This is a genomic window from Haloarcula sp. JP-L23, assembly GCF_011602445.1.
GTDB lineage: Archaea > Halobacteriota > Halobacteria > Halobacteriales > Haloarculaceae > Haloarcula > Haloarcula pellucida.
Genome location: NZ_CP050015.1, coordinates 282,704 through 305,174, shown reverse-complemented (window position 1 = coordinate 305,174; position 22,471 = coordinate 282,704). Strand labels below are relative to the sequence as shown.

At 65.9% G+C, this 22,471-nt stretch carries 14 protein-coding genes and 2 pseudogenes; 5 read left to right on the top strand and 11 right to left on the bottom strand.

Going from position 1 to position 22,471, the window contains the following annotated elements:
* Positions 1–80: 80 nt before the first annotated feature.
* Together G9465_RS20130 and G9465_RS20125 are read left to right on the top strand one after the other, a co-directional pair.
* Positions 81–1,808, top strand: a complete 1,728-nt coding sequence (locus tag G9465_RS20130) for a formate--tetrahydrofolate ligase (RefSeq protein WP_166973700.1) — start codon at positions 81–83, stop codon at positions 1,806–1,808.
* Positions 1,809–2,103: 295 nt separating this feature from the next.
* The gene (locus G9465_RS20125) at positions 2,104–4,275 is read left to right on the top strand and encodes a (Fe-S)-binding protein (protein WP_166973697.1); all 2,172 of its coding nucleotides are present in this window, start codon (positions 2,104–2,106) and stop codon (positions 4,273–4,275) included.
* Positions 4,276–4,284: 9 nt separating this feature from the next.
* On the opposite strand, the gene G9465_RS20120 is transcribed toward G9465_RS20125, so the two are convergent.
* From G9465_RS20120 to G9465_RS20090, 7 genes and pseudogenes are all read right to left on the bottom strand, one after another.
* A complete protein-coding gene (locus G9465_RS20120) occupies positions 4,285–4,878 on the bottom strand; it encodes a cyclodeaminase/cyclohydrolase family protein (protein ID WP_166973695.1) in 594 nt (197 codons plus the stop codon).
* A gap of 158 nt (positions 4,879–5,036) precedes the next feature.
* Entirely contained in the window at positions 5,037–6,005 is a 969-nt protein-coding gene (locus tag G9465_RS20115; protein ID WP_166973692.1) for an electron transfer flavoprotein subunit alpha/FixB family protein, read from the bottom strand.
* A 1-nt stretch (position 6,006) separates the two neighbouring features.
* Complete coding sequence (locus G9465_RS20110) at positions 6,007–6,774, bottom strand: electron transfer flavoprotein subunit beta/FixA family protein (RefSeq protein ID WP_166973688.1); 768 nt, start codon at positions 6,772–6,774, stop codon at positions 6,007–6,009.
* Positions 6,775–6,812: 38 nt separating this feature from the next.
* Positions 6,813–9,347 (bottom strand): FAD-dependent oxidoreductase, encoded by a 2,535-nt coding sequence (locus tag G9465_RS20105; RefSeq protein ID WP_166973685.1) that lies wholly within the window; start codon positions 9,345–9,347, stop codon positions 6,813–6,815.
* A 380-nt stretch (positions 9,348–9,727) separates the two neighbouring features.
* Positions 9,728–10,369, bottom strand: coding sequence for a GTP cyclohydrolase I FolE (gene folE / locus G9465_RS20100; protein ID WP_166973682.1), 642 nt, complete (start codon positions 10,367–10,369; stop codon positions 9,728–9,730).
* Positions 10,370–10,533: 164 nt separating this feature from the next.
* A pseudogene (gene fdhF / locus G9465_RS20095) lies at positions 10,534–13,818 on the bottom strand (formate dehydrogenase subunit alpha).
* A pseudogene (locus G9465_RS20090) lies at positions 13,815–15,337 on the bottom strand (NADH-ubiquinone oxidoreductase-F iron-sulfur binding region domain-containing protein). The pseudogenes fdhF and G9465_RS20090 overlap by 4 nt, the downstream one beginning before the upstream one ends.
* A gap of 180 nt (positions 15,338–15,517) precedes the next feature.
* On the opposite strand from G9465_RS20090, the gene G9465_RS20085 reads away from it, so the two are divergent.
* Complete coding sequence (locus tag G9465_RS20085; protein WP_166973679.1) at positions 15,518–15,790, top strand: hypothetical protein; 273 nt, start codon at positions 15,518–15,520, stop codon at positions 15,788–15,790.
* 27 nt (positions 15,791–15,817) lie between these two features.
* On the opposite strand, the gene G9465_RS20080 is transcribed toward G9465_RS20085, so the two are convergent.
* Complete coding sequence (locus tag G9465_RS20080; RefSeq protein ID WP_166973676.1) at positions 15,818–16,198, bottom strand: Rid family detoxifying hydrolase; 381 nt, start codon at positions 16,196–16,198, stop codon at positions 15,818–15,820.
* A gap of 95 nt (positions 16,199–16,293) precedes the next feature.
* Positions 16,294–16,704 (bottom strand): EamA family transporter, encoded by a 411-nt coding sequence (locus tag G9465_RS20075; protein WP_166973673.1) that lies wholly within the window; start codon positions 16,702–16,704, stop codon positions 16,294–16,296.
* A gap of 178 nt (positions 16,705–16,882) precedes the next feature.
* Between G9465_RS20075 and G9465_RS20070 the strand changes: the two genes are divergently transcribed.
* Together G9465_RS20070 and G9465_RS20065 are read left to right on the top strand one after the other, a co-directional pair.
* On the top strand, positions 16,883–18,139 hold the full coding sequence (locus tag G9465_RS20070; protein WP_166973670.1) for an NAD-binding protein: 1,257 nt from the start codon (positions 16,883–16,885) through the stop codon (positions 18,137–18,139).
* A gap of 178 nt (positions 18,140–18,317) precedes the next feature.
* A complete protein-coding gene (locus tag G9465_RS20065) occupies positions 18,318–20,171 on the top strand; it encodes a BCCT family transporter (protein WP_166973667.1) in 1,854 nt (617 codons plus the stop codon).
* A 15-nt stretch (positions 20,172–20,186) separates the two neighbouring features.
* On the opposite strand, the gene G9465_RS20060 is transcribed toward G9465_RS20065, so the two are convergent.
* A complete protein-coding gene (locus G9465_RS20060; RefSeq protein ID WP_166973664.1) occupies positions 20,187–20,759 on the bottom strand; it encodes an aminodeoxychorismate/anthranilate synthase component II in 573 nt (190 codons plus the stop codon).
* Positions 20,756–22,261 carry an anthranilate synthase component I family protein gene (locus tag G9465_RS20055; protein ID WP_166973661.1) on the bottom strand — a complete coding sequence of 502 codons (1,506 nt, stop codon included), beginning with the start codon at positions 22,259–22,261 and terminating at the stop codon, positions 20,756–20,758. The genes G9465_RS20060 and G9465_RS20055 overlap by 4 nt, the downstream gene beginning before the upstream one ends.
* Positions 22,262–22,471 lie beyond the last annotated feature (210 nt).

Genomic DNA, 22,471 nt, shown 5'->3' with positions numbered 1-22,471 from the left:
GATGGACGCGAACACATCCTATCCCCCACTTGTCAGCTACACTAACATTATTACGGCGGTGCGGGGAATGTCCGGGTGAGATGTCTTTAGACGACGAACCACAGGATCCGATCCCGACGGACTACGATATCGCACAGTCGACGGACATGGAACCGATTTGGGAGCTCGTAGAGCCGTGGGGCCTCGGCCTCGACGACCTCCAATACTTCGGGGAGTACACCGCGAAGGTCAAACACCACGCCATCGACCGCCTCCGTGAGAACGCGGAGAACAAAGAGGAGAACCTCGTACTGGTGACGGGGATGACGCCGACGCCGAAGGGCGAGGGTAAGACCGTCACCACAGTCGGTCTGGGCCAGACGCTCAACCATCTGGGCGAGGACACGATGATAGCCATCCGCGAACCCTCGCTCGGCCCGGTGTTCGGTGTCAAGGGCGGCGCGGCCGGCGGCGGCCGGTCGCAGGTCCTCCCGATGGAGGACATCAACCTCCACTTCACGGGCGACCTGCACGCGCTGACGGCGGCACACAACCTCATCGCGGCGATGCTCGACGCCCGCCTCTCGCAGGGCAACGACCTCGACATCAACGTCAACGACGTCGCGTGGAAGCGCGCGCTGGACATGAACGACCGCGCGCTCCGCCAGACGGTCGTCGGACTGGGCGGCGAGAGCGGAGGCACCCCGCGCGAGGACGGGTTCAAACTGACGGCGGCCTCCGAACTGATGGCCGTCCTCTGTCTGGCATCGGACCTCGAAGACCTCAAGGAGCGCATCTCGCGCATCATCGTCGCTTACGGCGAGGACGGCGAGACCATCACGGTCGACGACATCGAGGCGACGGGGCCGGTCACCATGCTCCTGCGCGACGCCATCAAGCCCAACGTCGTCCAGACAATCGAGGGCACGCCCGCGTTCGTCCACGGCGGTCCGTTCGCGAACATCGCCCACGGGACCAACTCGCTCATCGCCGACAAGGCGGCCTTCGGTATGGGCGACTACCTCGTCACCGAGGCCGGCTTCGGGTCGGACCTCGGCGCCGAGAAGTTCATGAACATCGTCTGCCGTCTGGGCGACATGACGCCGAACGCCGTCGTGCTGGTCTCCTCGGTCCGCGCGCTCCAGTACCACGGGCTGGACCAGTGGCCGGTCGACTTCGACGAAATCGAGGAATCCGGTGTCGACGCCGTCGAGAAGGGCTTCGAGAACCTCGACAAGCACGTCTCGAACCTCCAGAAGTTCGGCGTCCCGGTCGTCGTCGCCCTCAACCGCTTCCCGGACGACACCAAGGAAGAGGTCCAAGCCGTCATCGACCACTGTGAGGACGACCTCGGCGTCAGAGTCGCCGAGTCCGAAGTGTTCGAGAAGGGCAGCGAGGGTGGCGAAGACCTCGGCAACCACGTCATCGACGCCGTCGAGGAGAGCGACGAGGACGAGTTCGAGTACCTCTACGACGTCGAGGCCCCCATCAAGGAGAAGATAGAGACCGTCGCAACCGAAATTTACGGCGCCGACGGCGTGAAGTTCACCGGGGGCGCACTGGACGACATCGACCGTATGCAGGACCTCGGCTTCGACGACGTGCCGGTCTGTATGTCGAAGACCTTCCACTCCTTCAGCGACGACGCCAGCAAGAAGGGCGCGCCGGAGGGCTGGGAACTGGAGATTAGCGAAGTGTACCCGTCGGCCGGTGCCGGCTTCATCGTCGCGCTGACCGCCGACGCGCTGACGATGCCGGGCCTGCCACAGCGTCCCGCCGCCGCGGACATGGACATCGACGAGGACGGCAACATCTCCGGCCTGTTCTGAGGACCGCGGTCCGACCGACTCAGCTCTTTTTCCGTCCCTTGACACCCGCTTTCTGGGGGGTCGACGAACTTCTCTCCCGGGTCCGTGTAGAGTGAGGTCGCCCGGGAATGTGCACGCCGAATCGATAGCCGAGAGCACAGTCGCTCCACCGGCCGAGAACCGTAGCCCGGCCCTCGCCTCAGTCGTCCATTTAAATAGCCAGAGAATTATGGGGGCGAGTTCTTCCACGTCTGAGCGAAACCGATCCGTGTCGGTCGCGGGGAGAGCACCGCGTCTCGAACGGAGAGAGCAGACTATGACAGCGTTAGCTGGATTACTACTACAGTCGGGTGCGGAAGTGACCCGACCAACGTTCTGGCGTATCGGGCCGATAGGAAAAGTGCTGTTCTACTATCTCGCTGTCGTCGCCATCGGGGTCTTCCTCGTCGGGAGCTACCAACGTGTCAGTCAGTACACCGAGGGACGACCGGATTCGTTCCCGCGGCTCGACGAACTGCCGCGACGTGTCGTCGCCGCCGCGAGGACGGTCCTCTCGAACCGGACGCTGTTCGACGGTGACGTCGTCGCTGGATTGATGCACGCGATGATAATGTGGGGATTCCTGACGCTCCTCATCGCGACGACGATTCTCGGCATCGACATGGACCTCTATCGCCCACTGACCGGCGATTCCTTCTTTACGGGGCAGTTCTACCTCTCGTACTCGCTGGTCGTCGACGCGATGGGTCTCCTGTTCGTCGTCGGTCTGGGCGTCGCCCTCTATCGGCGGTACGGCGTTCGTACCGAGCGACTCTGGGACCGGCATACAGGGCTCGAAGACGAAGCGTTCGTCTGGGCACTGTTCTTGCTCGGCGTCGGTGGTTACCTCACCGAGGGCATTCGTATCCTCGGGCAGTCGTTCCCACCGTTCGAGACGGTCAGTTTCGTCGGCTGGGGGGTCGCCGTGGCCTTCGAACAGGCGGGACTGACCTCCGACGCGGCGGCAGCGGTCTATCCAGTCGTCTGGTGGGCGCATTCGCTGCTCGCGCTGGCATTCGTCGCGGCGATTCCGAAGGGAAAGCCGTTCCACATGCTCGCCTCTTTCGCCAACGTCGTCGCACGTGACGACGACGCTGGCAGACGGTTACCCGGCATCCCGGGAGACATCGAGGCGACGAACGCGGAGTCAATCACGGACTTCTCGTGGAAAGAGCTCCTCGACCAAGACGCCTGTACGAAGTGTGGTCGTTGCTCGTCGGTCTGTCCGGCGAACGCCTCCGGCCGCGACCTCGACCCGCGTAACGTCGTGCTGGACCTGAAACAGTATCGCGAGGCACGTGACGCGGGTGCAGAGGACGTCCCTATCGTCGCTGACGGAGCGGGGAGCGTCGTCGACAGCAGGACGATGGAGTCGTGTATGGCCTGTATGGCCTGTATGGACGCGTGTCCCGTCGACGTCGAGCACCTGAAATCGTTCACGCGGATGAACCGCCAACTCGTCGACCAGGGCGACGTCGACCCGAACCTACAGGACACGTTCCAGAACGTGATGCGCGAGGGGAACACGCTCGGCAACCCACAGCGCGAGCGTGGTGCATGGACGGAGGACCTGCCGTTCGACGTCGAAGACGCCCGCGAGACGGAGGTCGAATACCTCTGGTACGTCGGTGACTACCCGAGTTACGACGAGCGGAACAAGAAGGTGGCAAAGTCACTGGCGACGCTCTTCGAGCGCACCGACGTCGAGTACGGCATCCTCTACGAGGACGAACAGTACGACGGGAACGACATCCGGCGTATCGGAGAGGAGTTCCTCTTCCTCCAACAGGCAGGGCACCACGTCGAGACGTTCGAGGACTGCGAGTTCGACAAAATCGTCTGCACGGACCCCCACTCGTACAACACCTTCCAGAACGAGTATCCGGCGGTCGACTTCGAGAAGTTCGCCGACGACCCGATGATGGCGGTCGACGTCGACGGGTCGTGGGACGGCGCACCGGTGTACCACTGGACACAGGTCGTCGAGGAACTGGTCGAGTCGGGCGCACTCGACCTCTCCGGCGACGAACTCGACTACACGGTGACGTATCACGATCCCTGTCACCTCGGTCGGTACAACGACGAGTACGAGGCTCCGCGCGACCTCATCGAAGCGACCGGGTGCGAACTCGTCGAGATGCCGCGCAATCGCGACGACTCGTTCTGTTGTGGCGGTGGTGGCGGCGGCCTCTGGTTGGATTTCGACGACGACCCGAAACCCAGCGAGGAGCGACTCCGGGAAGCGCTTCGAGACACCGACGCTGGCGGCGAGGTCGAGAAGTTCGTCGTCGCGTGTCCGATGTGCCTGACCATGTACGAGGACGGGCGCAAGACCGGCGGCTACGAGGACGAGATAGCGGTCGTCGACGTGGCCGAACTGCTCGTCGAAGCGGTCGAACAGCGGACGACGGCGGAGACTGCGGCCGTCGCGCAACCCGCGGACGGGTAGCCGACCGCCTCACCAGTTTCTGTTGGCCCGTACCTGTGATATCGCCTCTTGAGCGGCCGCTTCTGTCTCCGCCGACCGACGTTCCATCTCCGCGACGAACTCCGGGTCCTCTATCGTCCCGAGGTTCGCGTGGACGGTAGACACGGAGGCTTCGAGAGCGGCCTGAGCGAACAGTGCGCCCGCAACGGCATCGGGGACTGCGACCGGCGTCCCCTTCGCCGTCACCGTGACGGCGGCGTCGACGACGTCGAGACAGGTCTCGGCCGTCTCCAAGGGAACTGTCGTCGACCGCTTCGCTGCCGCCTGTATCCGGTCCGAGTCCCCGGACTCGAACGCCGCTTGGACCCGGTCGACAGCCGTCAGGTCGTCGTCAGCGAGTTCGAGTAACCGACGCCGACTCGCGGCGAGAGTTTCCCGCAGGTCGGTCATCTCGTCGGCGACGTCGGCGTGCTCGTCCGTCCCGAGAGTGTGGATACAGACCATCTCACAGAGCGCCGCGCCCATCGCACCGCCGACGCCGGCAGCGGCGCCACCGCTCGGCGTCACTGCGTCCGAGGCGACGCTTTCGAGGAACTCCTCGATCGTCCGGTCGGCAAGGGTCATGGACGCCCTCCGGTGGTCCGTCGGCACGTTACCACGGAGAGTGCCCGACGGGTGCTGCCCGAGAATCGACGCTTCGAGGTCCAGTAGCGATTCACAGACGGGTTTCAGGCCGCCCGGTCCTAACTGTTTTGCTGAACAGGTTCGGACGGGAACTGCCGTCAGCGTCCCCCGCGTAGCGCCTCGTTCAACTCGGGCACGATCTCGTGGAGGTCGCCGACGACGGCGTAGTCGCCCTTCTGCATAATCGCCGCTTCCGGGTCCGTGTTGATGGCCAGAACGTTGTCCGCGCCCTTACAGCCGACCATGTGCTGGACTGCACCGCTGATGCCACAGGCGATGTAGAGGTCCGGACTGATTTTCGCACCGGTCTGGCCGATCTGGTCGTCGTGTGGTCGCCACCCCTCGTTGACGGCGGCCCGCGACGCGCCGACCGTGCCGTTGAGGAGGTCTGCCAACGTCTCCAGTTTGTCGTAGTCGTCCGGCCCACCGACGCCTCGTCCGCCGCCGACGACGACACGTGCCTCACCCAACGCGACGCCGCTCGTATCGGATTCCTCGAACCTGTCGACGCTGACCCGGAACTCCGACCCCTCGAGTTCAGGGGTGAACGTCTGTACGGTCGGGTCGGTGGCGGTGTCAGCTTCGGCCGGCGAGAACTCGTGTTCGGCGGCCGTCAGCAGTTTCGTCTCGCCATCCAGTACGGCGTGTTCCACGAGACTCCCGCCCCACCGCTGCCGAGCCAGTTCGTACGTCTCTCCGGCGTCGACGTCCAGACAGTTGGTAGCCACCGGGAGGTCACGCTTCGCGCCGACGTGGGCCAACACCTCCTGTCCACGGTCGGTCGCCGGAGCCACGACGGCCTCGGGACCCTCGGTGTCGACGAGTTGGCCGACGCTCTCGGCCCACGCTTCGGGCGCGTACGTGTCCAATCGCTCGTCGTCGGCATGGTGGACCGTCTCGACACCGTAAGTGCCGAGATGGTCGGCAGTAGCCGCGCCCTCGGCACCGAAGACGACGGCGTCGAGTCGAGACGCCGTGTCGGCCGCTAGCTCACGGGCCAGCGTGAGAGATTCGAGCGACGGTTCTGTCGGCGTGCCACCGGTGTGTTCGACGAACGCGAGTATCATGTTACGTCACCTCCAGTTCGTTCTCGAGGAGGCCGGCCACGGCCGGGACTGCGTCGACTCCCTCGCCGAGGACCTCCGCGTCTCCCTCCCCGGTATCCGGGGCCTCTAGTCGGAGTTTCTCGATACCGCCGGCGAACTCGCTGGACGGCGGGTCGCGGCGCTGAATCGACTGCTTGCGTGCCTGCATCTTCGCGCGCATCGAGGCGTAGCGGGGTTCGTTTACACCTTCCTTCACGCCCACGGCCGCCGGAAGGTCCAGTTCGTACACCTCCATGCCGCCGGTGACGTCGCGCTTCGCGACAACCGTTCCGTCCTCGACGTCGAGGTGCGAGACGCCCCCGACGAAGGGGACATCGAGTGCCTCGGCCACGCGCACGCCGACCTGATGGTTCCCCGCGTCGGCTGACTCGTCGCCGAACAGCAGGAGGTCGAACCCGAGGTCCGCGTCGTCTCGCACGGCCTCGGCTATCGCGGCCGCCGTCTCGCGGGGTCGCCACTCCTCCCCTTCCGTCTCGAGGAGGACGGCGTCGTCCGCGGTCATCGCCAGTCCCGTCCGGAGCTGTTCCTCAGCGTCCGGCGGGCCGAGCGAGAGTACTGTCGCGGTGCCCTCGTGTGCGTCTGCCTGTTGAATCGCCGCCTCGATGGCGCACTCCTCGTGCGGCGATATCGTGAACCCGAGGTTGCTGGCGTCGATGTGCTGGTCGTCGTCGGTCAGCGTTATCTTCGCACCCGTGTCCGGTACTCGTTTGATGCATGCTAGCGTGTCCATATCGTATCCCCTCGTTGGTCGGTTGATTGCATGTGGTCTCAGCTCCTGATTCGCTCGTTCTCCGGGTCGAACAGCGGTCTACTCCCGGCCACTTCGACGGTCACCGGGTACTGTTGCCCCATGTACTCTACCTGCAGGCTGCGTCCCTCCTCGGCGTACGACTGCGGGAGGTACGCCATGAGGAGGTGTTTCCCGACGGTCGGCCCGGTACCGGCGCTCGTCACGTACGACCGACGTCCCTCGTCGTCGACGAGCACGTTTCCGTCGTCGTCGAGAACCGGTTCGTTACCCAGCATGAACCGGCGCTCGCCGCCGTCGGGAGCGTGGTCGTCGACGGAGAGCGTACACAGCGTGGCCGTGTTCTCCCGGTCGAGCGCCTCCGCGTAGGCCTCCTTGCCGATGAAGTCCGCGTCCTTGACGCCGTGGAAGGTGAGTCCCGCTTCGGCGGGGTCGTACTCCAGTTCCAGTTCGTGACCGAACAGTCGGTAGCCTTTCTCCATGCGGCCGGTCGTCCCGTAGACGCCCATGCCCGCCGGGCGGACGTCGTGGTCCTGACCGGCCTCCCAGAGCACGTCCCAGAGCCGCCGCCCCTGTCCCATCGGGGCGTAAATCTCCCAGCCCTGTTCGCCGATGTAGGAGAGTCGCATCGCCCACGCGTCGACTTCGCCGATTGTGACCGACTGTGCGGTGTAGGGCTCGAAGGCCTCGTGAGACATGTCTTCCTCGGCGACGCTGTCGACGAGGTCCCGAGCGTTCGGACCCCAGACGCCGAGCGTACAAAGCGACTCCGAACGGTCTATCAGCGTGACGTCGGCGTCGTCGGGGATGTGGCCCTCGAACCACGCCCGGTCGGAGCCACCCGCGGCCCCGCCGGTCACGACCCTGTAGTGTTCCGGACCGAGTCTGGCGATGGTCAGGTCCGAGACAAACCCGCCGTTCTCGGCGAGTATCGGCGTGTAGACGGTCGTGCCGACGTCGACGTCGACGCGACCGACGGCCATCCGTTCGAGGTAGTCGACGACGTCGGAGCCTCGGAAGTCGAATATGCTGAACCCCATGTCCCCGATCATGGACACGTGGTCCCGCGTGTGGAGGTGTTCGGCGAGGATGATGGGCGACCACCACCGAGCGTCCCACTCGTTAGGTCGTCGGAGGTCTTCCAACTCGTCTTCGTACCGCTCCAACAGGTCGCGGTTGGACTCGTACCACTGCGGCCGTTCCCAGCCGGCGGCTTCGAAGAACCGCGCGTCGAGGTCCTGCTGTCGCTCGTAGAACGGACTGGTCCGAATCTCGCGTGCGGACTGGTACTGTTCGGCCGGGTGAACGATGTCGTAGATTTTCTGGAACCCCTCGCTGGCCCGGTCTTTGACGAACGAGCGGGACGTGCCGTACTCGTAGAATCGGTTGACGTCCGCGCCGTGCAGGTCGATATCCGACCACCCTCGCGTCATCCACTGTGCGACCGCCTCGCCGATGGCCGGTGCCTCCTTTATCCAGACCGCCGCACACGACCACAGGCCGTCGACGTCCTGTAGCGGACCGAGAAGTGGCCCACCGTCGGGCGTCTGCGAGAGCAGGCCGTCTATCTCGTGTCGGATGCCGGCCTCCGGGTCGTCTAAGAGGTCGGGCACGATTTCCAGGGCGTCCTGCATCGACTGCTCGAAGGCGTCGTCGGTCAGTGGCGGTTGCGTCGGGGACAGCGGCGCTTCCTCGATAGACGGCACGTCTTCGACGTCCCAGAGTATCGGTCGGTGTTGGTAGGACCCGACCTCGAGGTCGTTGCCGTGCTGTCGCTCGTACATCTGGGTGTCCATATCGCGGACGACCGGGAACGATATCTCGCCGTCGTAGTCCTCGAAGAAGGAGATGGGACCGACGCTGACCATCTGATGGACCGCCGGCGTCAGCGGGATGTCGACGCCGGCCATCTCGGCGATTTTCGGGCTCCAGAGCCCCGCTGCGATGACGACTTCGTCGGCGGAGACGGTGCCTCGGTCGGTCTCGACGGCCTGTATCGCGCCGTTCTCCACGTGGAGGTCCAACACCTCGGTGTTCGGCGAGACGGTGAGGCCACCGTCAGAGTATTCGTCGGCACGGGCCCGCATCACTTCGCCCGCCCGCAGTGGGTCGCAGGTCCCGGCGCCGGGGCTGTAAAAGCCCGCCTCGACGAGGTCGGTGTTCACGTAGGGGACCATCTCCTCGATCTCCGACGGTGTCAGTAGTTCGGCCGGTTCACCCCACGCTTTCGCCGACTGGACGCGCCGATTCAGTTCCTCGACGCGCTCGGCCGTGCGTGCGACTTCGATGCCCCCGCTGTTCGTGAACGTGTCCATATCTCTGTACTGCTCGATGCTCCGCTGGGTGAGATGGGTCATCTCCTTGGAGTGTTCGACCGGCATCAGGAAGTTCGAGGCGTGGCCGGTCGACCCACCCGGGTCGGGGAGTGGCCCCTTGTCGACGACGACGATGTCGTCTCGCCCCATGCGCGTGAGGTGATACGCGAGGCTGTTGCCGACGATGCCGCCGCCGATTATCACCGTCTCCGCCTCCGATGGAAGGTCGTTCGAACTCATCGACGACTCACCCTCGGTCGGTCACGCCATTCGCTGAACGGTCGATTCGCAACTACGGCTCGCGGTGTGGTAGCTCTCCGCATCATGCGTTCCGTTTCGAACGAGGACTGTCGGGGGAGTGAATCGGGCACCACCGTTCTGCGGGCTTTTATAAGACGAGAGGCGATTCGGCCCCGAGAACCGGTGAACGTATCGTCGACAGTACTCTCGTGTCGTAGTCCCGTAATCCGGCGATAGACGGCGTCGAAATCGATATCTGGGAGAAATCGACTGTTCAGGGCGACGCCTACATCGGCCTGTGGGCGTGTGGTCGACCCGAACGAATCCCTAACTTATCGTGTAAACTGGACTAATAGTTGGGAACCGCCTCGCCGGCCGGGTCAGTGGCCGTCCGACGTGGTGCCGTGACGTCGAATGGCTTCACGGAACTGGTCGCGGTCGGGTTCGCTGAACGTCCCTGCCTGTTCCCTCGTCGTCGTCTCCGTCGACGTCTCGACGCCGCGCATCACTTCGCACATGTGCGTCGCCGTCACTTCGACGGCCACGCCGCGGGCGCCCAGTTCCTCGGCGAGGCCCATCGCGATGTCGTTGGTCAGCGCCTCCTGCGTGGTCAGCTGCCGCGATTGCCACCGAACGTAGCGAATAAGTTTGGAGAGTCCGACCATCTCCTCGTCCGGTCGGTACGCGACGTGGGCGACGCCGTCGAACGGGAGCATGTGGTGTTCGCACATGCTGTGGAGCGGGATACCGGTCTTGACGACGAGGCTGTCCGTCTCCGCCTCGAACGTTCGCATGACTGGCTTCTCCTCGTGCCTCGCGCCCTCGGTGAGCGTCTCCAGCATCTCCGGGACGCGGCGGTTCCACGTATCGTAGATACCTGCCTCGTCGGGATTCCGCCCGACCGCTTCCAGAAGTAGTCGTGCGCCCTCACGGGCCTTTTGTTCGTCGAACCCGGCCATCGGACCGGTCGTCTCGCCGCCAGTGTCGTACTGGAACTCGGCCTGCTGTTCCTGCGAATCCATTACGTCTGACAAACGGAATCCAGCGTATAAAACTACTGTCGGCCGGGGTGAAGTCTGCCCGTGACTCGCGTTTGTAACATCGATAGTGTTGTGAAAATAGTATCATAATAGTATAATTACCACACAGCCTAGAACTGGAGTTTCGTGAAAACCCGGCGACGGCCTCAGTCGTCGCCGGCCACGCTTCCCGCTCCGGCGTCGGGCGTCCGGAGGACGGCCTCGTCCGTCTCCGGACCGAGCGGTTCGAGGCGGACGCTCGATACCTTGTACTCTGGAATCCCTGCGGTGGGGTCGAACGTCTCGCCCGTGAGTTTGTTCACCGCGCCCGCGGCGAAGTGCATCGGGATGAACAGCGTCCCCGGCCCCACGCGGTCGGTGACCTGTGCTTTGACGACGATGGACCCGCGGCGGGACTCTACCCGGACGTACTCGCCGTCGGCGACGCCCAACTGGTCAGCGGTGTCGGGGTGAATCTCTACGAAACTCTCCCCAACGTGGCTCATCAGCCCCTCGACGCGCCGCGTAATCTGGCCCGTGTGCCAGTGGTACAGCACGCGTCCCGACGTGAGCGTCAGCGGGAACTCCTCGTCCGGGACTTCACCGGGATGGCCGCCGTCCGCGGGGACGAATCGAGCGAGGCCATCGTCGTGGTTGAAGTTCCCCTCCTCGTAGTCGTAGAGGTACGGCGTCCCCGGGTGGTCCTCGTCCAGCACGGCCACTGCAGCCCGTGTTCCTCGCCCGCTTCGAGGCGCTCGTACGTGACGCCGCCGTAGATGGGTGCCAGCGAGTTGATTTCGTCCATCACCTCGCGTGGATGGTCGTAGTCCCAGTCGTAGCCCAGACGGTTCGCCAGCGCCTGCGTAATCTCCCAGTCCTGTCGGGCCTCGCCCGGTGGCTCCGCCGTCGGACGCACCCGCTGGATGCGCCGCTCCGTGTTGGTGAACGTGCCGTGTTTCTCCGGCGAGGTCGCCGCCGGCAGAATCACGTCGGCGTAGTCGGCCGTCTCCGTCACGAAGATGTCCTGCACCACGAGGAACTCTAGATCCTCCAGCGCCTCGGCGGCGTGCTGGATGTCCGGTTCCGACAACGCCGGGTTCTCCCCGACCACGTACATCCCACGGAGGTTGCCCTCGTGGGCTTCGGCCAGCATCTCCGGCACTTTCAGCCCGGGTTCCTCGGGCGGGCGCTCGCCCCACGCCTCGGCGAACTTCTCGCCCACCTCGTCGTCGGCGGGGTCCTGATACCCCGGGAGACTCCCGGGGAGGGTCCCCATGTCGCCCCCGCCGCCCTGCACGTTGTTCTGGCCCCGGAACGGCGAGAGGCCCGCGCCGGGCTTGCCGAGTTGGCCGAGCAACAGCGCGAGGTCGGCCATCGCCAGTAGGTTCTCGGTGCCGTGGGACTGCTGGGTCATCCCCATCGCCCAGCCGAAGACGACGGTGTCGGCTTCGGCCAGCGTCTCGGCGGCCGAGGCGAGTTCGTCCGGAGAGACCCCAGCCAACTCCTCGACTTTCTCCGGCGTGAACGCCTGCACCTTCTCCTCTAGTTCTTCGAAGTTCTTCGTGTTGCGCTCGATGAACGCCGTATCGTGCAGGTCGTTCTCGATGATGTAGCGCATCAGGCCGTTGAGCCACGCCACGTCGTACCCCGGATTCGTGCGGGTGTACTGGTCGGCGTGTTCGGCGATACCGACTTTTCGGGGGTCGAACACGACGAGGTCCGCGCCGTCGCGGACGTTCTGTTTGATGCGGGTCGCGAGCACCGGGTGAGACTCAGTCGTATTGGACCCGCTGATGAGGTAGGCGTCGGCCTCGCCGATGTCCTCGTTGATGCGGTTGGTCATCGCCCCGTACCCGACCGTTTGCTGGAGTGCCGCCACGGTCGAGGAGTGACAGAGGCGCGCGCAGTTGTCGATGTTCTTCGTCCCCAGCACTTGCCGGGCGAACTTCTGGACGAGGTAGGCCTCTTCGTTGCTCCCCTTCGAGGAGGCGAGACAGCCGAGCGCGTCGATACCGTGCTCGTCCTGAATCTCGGTGAGGCGGTCAGCGACGTAATCCAACGCCTCGTCCCACTCGACGGCTTCGAGCTTGCCGTCATCGTTGCGGACCAACGGCTCGGTCACGCGCTTCTCGCTGTTGGCGAACTCGTGGCCGAACTTCCCTTTCACACAGGTCGAGAAGTTGTTAGCCGGCGCCGTATCGGGGTCGTCGACGGGGACGACGCCCAGCGAGTCCCCGTCTTTGCCCCACATCTCGAACCGGCAGCCGACGGCACAGAACCCGCAGGTCGTCTCCTGCTTGTCTATCTTTCCGAGGCGGTACTTGCTCACCATGCTGGCCACGTCGAACAGGCGGCCCTCCGGGAGCGTGTTCGCCGCGATGCTCTCGGCGGTGTGTTCCGCCGCGAGGAACGCCTCGTTCCCGAACTGCTTCGCGAGGTCACCCGCGTTGCGCTTGGCCTTCGAGACGAACTTCGCCAGCCCTTTCTTGTCGCCGTCGAGCGGTTCGGCGGCCCGAAGGTGCGGTTCGGTGCCGTCGTGTCGTCGATGGTCTCGACGTCCTCGTGTTCGATGACCTTCCCGACGGAGTTGCGTTGGGTGAATCCGGGGAGCGGGAGCGTCGCGGCCCGCCGATACCCTTCTCGGTGAGCGACCCCGTTGGACAGACTGTGGCGCAGTGCCCGCAGGAGACACACTCCGAATCGCCCATGGTCTCGGCGTCAGATTGGAAGCCGATGCGGGTGTCCCCGCCGTGGCCCTCGATGCGGAGGACGCCCTCGACTTGCACGTCGTTACAGGCGTCGACACACCGGTTACAGAGGATGCACTTGTTGCGGTCTATCTGGATGAACGACGACGTGTCGTCGATAGGTTCGTACTGGTCTCGCTCGTCGAAGACGCCGTAGCGCGGGTGGTCGACGCCCTCGCTGATGGCGGCGTCCTGCAGTTCACACCGGCCGTTGCCGTTGCAGGTCGTACACCGTAGATTGTGGTTCGAGAGGACCAGGTCGAGGTTGACGCTTCGGGCCTCCTCGGCGTCGGGCGTGTCGGTCCGCACGTCGAGGTCGTCTTCGGCGGGGAACGAACAGGAGGGGACGAGGCCGTACTCGTCCGTCTCGACCATGCAGGTGCGGCATTCGCTCCGCGGGCCGACCTCGTCGCTGCAGTCGCCCTCGCGGTCGTAGTAACAGAGCGCGGGCACGTCGGCGTCTTCGAGGCCGTCGGCGCCGGGGTCGACCGAAACGCCACTCGCCGCTTCCATGGCGTCGACGAGCGTCGACCCGGGCGGGACGGTGACGGGTTCGCCGTCGACGGTAACGGTAGTCGGTGCGTCGCCAGTCGTCCCCACGTCGGGGTCGTTGGCGGTGCCGGTCTCGAACTCGGCCGTGACCGGCGTCTCCGATTGTGGATCGGTGAGGTCGGGAACGCCGGGGAGTGTCTCGTCGGTACTCATAGTTGCTCCGTACAGGTGCCGGCCGGACAGTGGCCGTCTGCGTGTGCGCGAATCTCCGGTTCGAACTCCTCGATGGCGGTGGTCACGGGCCGGGGCGCGTGCGCGCCGACCTGACAGTTGCTGGACCGGCGCATCACCCGCCCCAGTTCGCGTATCTTCTCGGTGTCGAACGACCCGTCGTACACCTCGCGCAGGAGTTCGGCGAGTTGTTTGGTCCCCTCGCGCCCGGGGACGCACCGACCGCTGTTCTCCGTGGCGGCGAACCGCGCGCGCTCGCCGACGGTCGCCAGCGCACAACGGTCGTCGGCGAGCAGTTCCACGATGCCGTCGGTGCCGAGACCGGCGGCGCGCAAGGACTGTGCGGTCGGGGCAACGTCGAGGTCACGGGTGATACCGCCCAGAACGCCGCCGACGCAGGCCATCTTGAACGCGCCGTCCATCTCGACTGCCTCCCGTACCGTGGCGAGGCTCCCGCCGGACCCCAATTCGACGGTCGCCGGGTTCGCCACGTCGCCGGTGACGGTGACGAGTCGGGTCCCGGGGTCGGCGGCGTCGGTGTCCATCGTCGCTGGGGCCTGGATAGCCTGTCGAATCTGCGCGACGGTCCGGGGCGTGTGAATCACCGTCGGTCGGCCGTAGAGCCCGCGTTCGGCCGGCGTCGGCGGCTGAAGCCGCGGTTCGATGCGGTCTGCGCCCTCCAGCGCTTCGAGCGCCGCCGTCGGTTCGCCCGCCCGATACTCGTCGGGACCGGCCACCAGTTGGGGACGACCGGAAGCGTTTCGGCGGCGGCGTCGACGGCCCGTTGCAGATGCCGGTGTAGCGGGGAGTCTGCCTCGTTCAGGTAGACGACGGCGTCCTCGGCGCCGACGTACTCGGCCACCGCCGCAAGCCCGTCGAGGACGGCAAACGGTGCGGCGGTGAGGAGCGTCTCGTCGGCCCGCGGCAGGTCGCTCGCGTCGTTGGCGTTGACGACGACCACCGGGTCGCCGTCGACCCCGCGTGCGGTTTCCCACACGTCGGTCACCGGGTCGTCAGTCGCCGCGTCGCCGCGGCCCCGGCCGAGAATCCCGAACGCTGTCGCCGCCTCCGCGGTCCGGTCGGGTGAGACGAACGACCAGTCGTCAGGTTCGAGCGGGTCGGCCCAGCCACACGGGCCGAGGACGGTCCGTCGGCCGACCGAGAGCGGCCCCGAGTCCGGTATCGGGAGCGTCGGCGTCTCCGGGTCGTGGCCGACGACGGCCGTCGCCTCGTCGGTCGGGAGGTCCCCGTCTTCGAGCGTCGCGATGATGTCCCGGACGAGCGACGGCGACGGGTCGCCGAACAGTGCTGTCTGGCCTGCACTCGTCAGCATGACGAGCGGGTCGTACGCCGTGGTGCCGGTCGGCCCCGTCCGGACGACCGGGACCGAGTCGGCGGAGTTCTGTGCCGCAGTTACGACCGCCTCGCCCGCGTCCGTCCGGACGTCTGTCGCGACGCGGACGAGGGGTGAGCGGCCGACGGCACCTGTACCTCGTGTCATTGGCTCGCACGTCGTGCCGGAGGGATAAAAATCCCACACGCGGCCCGGCAGTCGTCCGTCGACGACCCGCAGGTGACGACCACCGACACAACGAGTCCGTTCGACGACACGTTGGCGGACGGGACCGCACGGCCCGCCCAATCGAAGCGATTAGGGGCCTCTGTCACCGTATCTGAAGTGATGACGAACCCGCAATTCGAGTCGGTCAAGACGGACGCCGCGGCGGCCATCACCGAGGACGACCTCCACTCGGTGTACGCAGGCATCGTCCACGAAGACGGCCGACACGAGTACTACTTCGGCAACGACACCGAATCGGCCGAAGAACTCCGCGAGGCTGCCGCAGTCCAGCTCGGCATGCTAGTGCGCGTGCTCGCGGACCGCTCGGACAGTAGCGTCGCGGAGATAACCGACCTCGCCGCCGAACGCGCCGAGAACATGGAACTGCGGTGACGGCGCGAGACCGCTCGTAGAGAGTGGTTACTCCGTCGTCGCGATGGCCTCTATCTCGACGGCGGCGCCCTTCGGGACGGCGCCCGCACCGACGGCACTCCGGGCCGGCGGGTCCTCGTCGAAGAACTCGCTGTACGCCTCGTTGAACTCGTCGAAATCGTCGATGTCATCGAGGAACACCGTCGTCTTGAGCAGGTCGCTGATGGAGAGGCCCTCGGATTCGAGGATGGCCTCGACGTTCTCCATGCACTGCCGTGTCTGGTCGGCGACGGACTCGTCGTCCAGCAGTTCGCCGTCCGTCGTCAGGGGCAGTTGCCCCGCCGTGATGAGGATGTCGCCGTTGGTCGTCGCCTGACTGTACGCGCCGACTGCCGCCGGCGCATCGTCGGTACTGATTGTGCGCTTCATGGTCGCCCGTTGCTCGGCCCGTCTCTTAAATCCCAGTCGAGCGGCCCGCTGGCGCCACAGCACGTCAGCGATGCTACCTGTTGTGTCGGGGGCGACTACTGATTGATGACGACGATAGCGGTCAGCGCGAGTCCGATGCCGGCGACTTTCTGGGCCGACACCGGTTCGCCCAGCGCGACGGTACTGATGACCGCCGCCGTGATGAAGTACATGCCCCCGATGGTCGAGACGACGGCCGTAGAGCCGACGGAGACGCCGATGAACGTCGACACGACGCCGATGGCGGCCGCGATACCCGCCGCACCGGAGTACACCAATCCGCGATTAGTGACGGCTAGCGAGGCGTCGGAGGTGACAACGTAGACACCGGAGACCACTGCGGCCGTCGCGTAGGAGAGGAATGCCGCCATCACGGGGTCGATGCTGTTTGAGGCGACGTCACCGAGGATTATCCAGAACCCCCACGCGATCATAGTACCGAGGCCGAACAGAACGGCCGGGTTCATTCGTCATCACCCGGTTCGGGCCCGAAACGTCGGTCTCGAAGAAATCGGTCCACGCACACACGCCCGTCTCACACTGGTGCATCGTCGGCAGTTCTCCCCCCGGGATATTGAATCTCGTGCCGGAGCGTCAGCGGTACTGCGCGGGTATTTTTATGTCGAGGCGGTCAATATCTTGGTAATGGTTGACGTGCCAGACGAGCGCCGGGAACCCGCGCTGGAAGAGGTGTTCTATCCGACGGATCGGGTGCCGTTCGTCGAGTGGGAGCAGTTCTCCGGTGCCAGACCCACGGTCGTCCTGACCGGCGCCATCACGCTGCTCGCGTTCGTGACCGGCCTGTCGAACCTCAGCCAACCGACCTTCGCTCTCGACGGTCCGCTCACCGCAGTCGTGACCGTGCCGGTCGGGTTCGCACGGTTCTCGGGCGTCCTCTTTGCCTTCGTACTCGGCCTCGTAACCGTCGGGTTACAGCGGCGAAAGCGACTCGCCTGGCGCGCGGCGGTCCTCGCGCTGCCGGGCCTCGCGCTCCTGCCGCTTGCGACGCTCCAGACGACGGACGTGCCGCTGTTGGTCCTCGTCGTCGTCGCCGTTCCCTCGCTTATCTGGAACAGGGCCGCCTTCGATCAGCCTGTCGACCTCTCGCCACTGCAGATAGCGTCGCTAGCGGCGATGGTCGGCGTCGGCCTCTACGGCGTCGTCGGCTCCTATACGCTCCGTGGCCAGTTCCTCGAACTCGATACGTGGAGCGACGCGGTGTACTACGTCATCGTCACTATCGCGACGGTCGGGTACGGCGACATCACGCCGATGACGGCGCAGGCACGGTGGTTCTCGCTCTCGGTTATCCTGTTCGGTACGGGTGCGTTCACCGTGGCGGTGGGGGCACTCATCGTCCCGGTCATCGAGTCGCGGATGGCGACAGCGTTCGGAATCATGACTGCCGCAGAACTCACACTCCTCGAGGACCACGTCGTGGTGCTCGGGTACGGCGACGTGACGGAATCGCTACTGAACGAATTGCGAGACGAGACGGACGTCGTAGTCGTGACAGACGACGCCGAGACGGCCGCCGCCCTCCAGACCGACGGGGTGAGCGTCCTCACAGAGGACCCGACGGACGAGAGCGTCCTCTCGGACGCCCGCGTCGACACTGCCCGCGGAGTCGTCGTCGGGAGCAACGACGACGCGAGAGACGTCCTCGCCGTCATCGCAGCCAAGAACGTCGCGCCGGACGTCCGCGTCGTCGCGGCCGCAACGGAGGAGAAACACGTCGACAAGTTCGACTCGGTCGGTGCGGACGAGGTCCTCAACCCTCGAACCATCGGCGGCCGCCTCCTCGGTCGATCGGTACTGGGCGAGGTGACGTCCCTGTCCGTGACCGACGACGCCGGCCCCGAGCGGTCCACAGACCCGGACGGCGGGGACGCCGGAAACTGAGTTCCCCGTCCGTCCCGTGCGTGGGTAACGGGACCAGCGGGAGGGAGTCGGCCCGTCGACCGGTCCCGTGAGCAAGTCGATCCCCGACAGCGTGTCACGGTGTCGAACCGCGTCGCGGACCGACGGTGTATCGGTGGCTACGATACTAATAAACCTATCCGAGACTGATTGTCAGTGTATGGCCACGTCAGCGGGAGGCGGCATCGGACGAGTCGTCGCGAGCGTCCTCGCACCGCTGTGTGTCGTCTCGGGGGCCATCGTCCTCTCGGGCTTTTTCTTTCCGGCGTTCGTCGGCGAGGCGGTGAGCGGTGCGGCGTGGCTCGCACTCTCACTCCTGTTTTTCAGTTCCGGGCTCGGATACCTCGCGGTGTTGCCCCATCGACCGGACGACGCGCAGTCGGCCGACCGCTACCTCCTGAAGATCAGACAGACCGGACTGCGGGACGCTATCCGAACGTTCCTCGCCGGACAGGACCCGCTGACGCTGGGACTGCCCGTCGTCGTGTTCGTGCTGTTTTTCGGCCTGCAGGTCGCGTTACCGGACCGGACGTCGGCGGCGGTCGACGCCGCAACGGGCACGATTCTGCGGATCGGCGGCCCACTGTTCGTCGTCGCCGTCTTCCTCGCCGTCTGTTACTGCCTGTTTCTGTTGCTCGGCCCGTGGGGCGATATCACGCTCGGGCCGGACGATACGGACCCGACGTACACATACCCGACGTACTTCACGCTCGTCTTCACTGCCGGCATCGCGGCGGGACTGGTGTTCTGGGGGCCAGCAGAGGCGCTGTTTCACTACGGCGACCCGCCGCCGTACTTCGGCGCTACGCCACGGTCCACAGCCGCTAGCAACGACGCACTGGTCTACTCGCTGTTTCACTGGGGCGTCTCGGCGTGGAGCGCGTACGCAGTCATCGGCGTCCCCATCGCGTACTTCGTGTTCGAGCGCGGGGCACCGCTGCGCGTATCGACCGTTTTGGCCCCGTTTCTCGGCGTCTCTGGCCTCGACTCGGTGTGGAGTCGCCTCGTCGACACCCTCGCCGTGTTCGCCACCATCGGCGGTATCGCGACGTCGGTGGCGCTGGTGAGCCAGCAGTTCCTCGCGGGTATCTCGTTCCAGTGGGACGTTACCGTGGGCGGGACCGGGCCGTTGCTGTTCGTCGGCGGCCTGACGGCCGTCTTCGTCCTCTCGGCCGTCACCGGCATCCACCGCGGCATCCGCCGCATCGCCGGGCTGAACGTCGTGCTCTTTTGCCTGTTCGCCCTCGTACTGGCCGCCGTCGGCCCGCGTGCGTTCGTCGTCGAACGGGGTACCCGGGCACTGGGTGGCTACGTCGTCCACTTCGTCCCGTTGAGTCTCCACATCGGCGGTGAGTGGGTCGCCAACTGGACGGTCTGGAACTGGTCGTGGTGGTTCTCGTGGGCGCCGTTCGCCGGCCTGTTCGTCGCCGCGCTCTCTCGGGGCAGGCGCGTCAGGACCGTCGTGTTCACGAGCGTCGTCGCCACCGCCGCCGCGACGACGGTCTGGTTCCTCCTGTTGGGTGGAACCTCCCTGTTCGTCCAGCAGACGGGGCGAGCGGACATCCTCGGAGCGATTGCCGGCAGTAGTGCCTCGGAGGCCGTCGCCGGGTTCGCACTGTTCGCGTCGCTACCGCTCGGACGCCTCCTCTCGTTCCTGTTCCTGGCGCTCATCGTGGTGTTCATGACGACCTCTGCGGACACGTCGACGCTGGTCGTCTCGCTGCTCGCGACCCGGCGGGGACAGGTCCCCTCGACGGGCAGCGTCGTCTTCTGGGGCGTCTTTCAGGGCGCGGTGGCGACGGCGGTACTGCTCGTCGGCGGTGCGGGGACGTTACAGGCGCTCGCCGTGCTCACCGGCGGACCGTTCGCCGTCATCTCGGTGGTCGCAGTCGGTGGCCTGACGCTGACGTGGTACCGACACGAGCGAGGCCACACGTCGGTTCTCAGACGGGGGCTCGACCGACTTCCGTCGATTCAGACGCACCACGACGTAGACCCACCAGAGGAGAAGTGATCCGACGGACCCCACTCAGACGCCGGCGACGTTCGTACAGAAGTTCTCGACGATCCGCTTGCCGGCGTCGGTGAGGATGCTCTCGGGGTGGAACTGCACGCCCACGTGCGGGCGGTCGACGTGCTTGACCCCCATCACGACGCCCTGTTCGTCGTTGGTGTGGGCCGTCTCGACGAGTTCGTCCGGCAGGTCGTCGTCCTCGACGGCCAGCGAGTGATAGCGACCGACCTCGAAGGGGTCGTCGACACCCTCGTAGAGACCAGTGTGGTCGTGTCTGACCTCCGAGGGCTTGCCGTGGACCACCTCGGGCGCGTGACCGACGGGCGACCCGTGGGCCGCACACAGCGCCTGATGGCCGAGACAGACGCCGAGCGCCGGGTAGGCGGTCTCCGCGAACACGTCGATAGAGACGCCCGCGTCGGCCGGCGTCCCCGGGCCCGGCGAGACGACGATACCGTCCGGGTCGAGGTCGCGGATGTCGGCGACGTCGATGGCGTCGTTGCGCCGGACCTCCACGTCGTCGAACTCGCCGACGTACTGGACGAGGTTGTACGCGAAGGAGTCGTAGTTGTCGACGATGAGAATCATCTGACGCCCTCCATCGGGTCGGCGGTGGACTCCACGGCGAACGACCCCTGTTCACCGAGCGCTTCGTCCACGGCGTTGACGAGCGCACGGGCCTTGTCCAGCGTCTCCTGATACTCCTTCGCCGGCACCGAGTCGTGGACGACGCCGCCGCCGACGCGCAGGCGGTACTCGCCCTCGTGGCGGACCAGCGTCCGGATGGTGATGTTCAGCGTCGCCCGGTCGTCGAAGCCGAAGACGCCGATGCTCCCCGTGTACGGGCCGCGCCGGGTCGTCTCCACCTCGTCGATAATCTCCATCGTCCGTGGTTTGGGGGCGCCGGTGATGGTGCCGCCCGGGAAGACGGCGGCGACGGCGTCGGCGATGCTCACGCCGTCGCGCCGCCGACCCTCGACCAGCGAGACGAGGTGCATCACCTCCGAGTAGCGGTCGACGCGGCGGTACTCCGCGACGTCGACGCTGCCGTACTCGCTGACCTTTCCGAGGTCGTTGCGTTCGAGGTCGACGAGCATCGCGTGTTCGGCCCGTTCCTTCTCGTCGGTCGTGAGGTCACGCTCCAGGTCGTCGTCTTCCTCGGGCGTGTCACCGCGCGGTCGCGTGCCGGCGATGGGTTCGGTGAGGAGGCGGTCGCCCTCGACGTCCAGCAGCAGTTCCGGGCTGGCACTGACGAGGTCGACGCCCGGGAACTCGAGCAGTCCCGAATATGGTGCGGGGTTCACCCGCCGGACGGCGTCGAACGTCTCGACGGGGTGGACCGCTGCTGGCGCGGTCAGTCGGTGGGAGACGTTAGTCTGGAAGGTGTCGCCGTCGCGGACGTACTGTTTGATAGTCCGGACGCGGTCGGCGTAGGCCGCTTCACCGCACTCGCTCTCGAAGGTGGCCTGCTGGCTCGCGGTAGGGGGCGACTGGACGTGGCGGTCGCCGTTGAGTGCGGACTCCGCGACTGTCGTCGCCCGCTCCAGTCCGGCGTCGTAGGCCGCCTCGGCGTCGTCCTCGACCACCGGACACGCGGTCACCCGGAGGGTCACCTCCCCGTCGTGTGGTTCCTCCCACGCGGCGACGCAGTCGAACACGCCGAGTTGGAGACGGGGGAGGCCGTCCGTAACCGTCGTCGCCGGGATGTCTTCGAGTTCGCGGGCCACGTCGTAGGAGAGCCATCCGAACGCCCCACAGGGATAGGGCACGTCACACTCTCCGCGCACGAGTGTCTCGCGGTCCAGCACGGCGTCGATGGCCTCGATACTGGGGCTTGTGTCGCCGTCCGGCGTCGCGTCTGCCCCGACTTCTACCAGTTCGACCGGGTCGACGGCGAAGTACCCCCATCCGGACTGCCCACCGGTGGTTTCGAGATAGACGCCGTCCTCGCCCGTCCGGGCGCGGCGGTAGGCCTCGAACGGGTCCGAGACGGTGATGCGTACTTCGACGGGCACGCGGGCACCGTACGGTGCCGACGCGGCAGTTTCGACGAACGTTGCTCGCTCCGTGACGGTTCGTATATCACTCATCTGGTACTAGGGCCTCCGCGAGGGCCGATATGCAGCCCTCGATGTGGTTGTGTAACACCAAGCACTGGACCCGACAAAAACCTTGCGTGAACGGTGGATTCGGCCGAAACAGTTCCGGATTGGGAACTCAATACGGTCGGTTCCGCGACGAACATACGACGGTATTTCAACGGGCGGACTATTCCCCATCCGCGGTTATGTCGTCGGAGA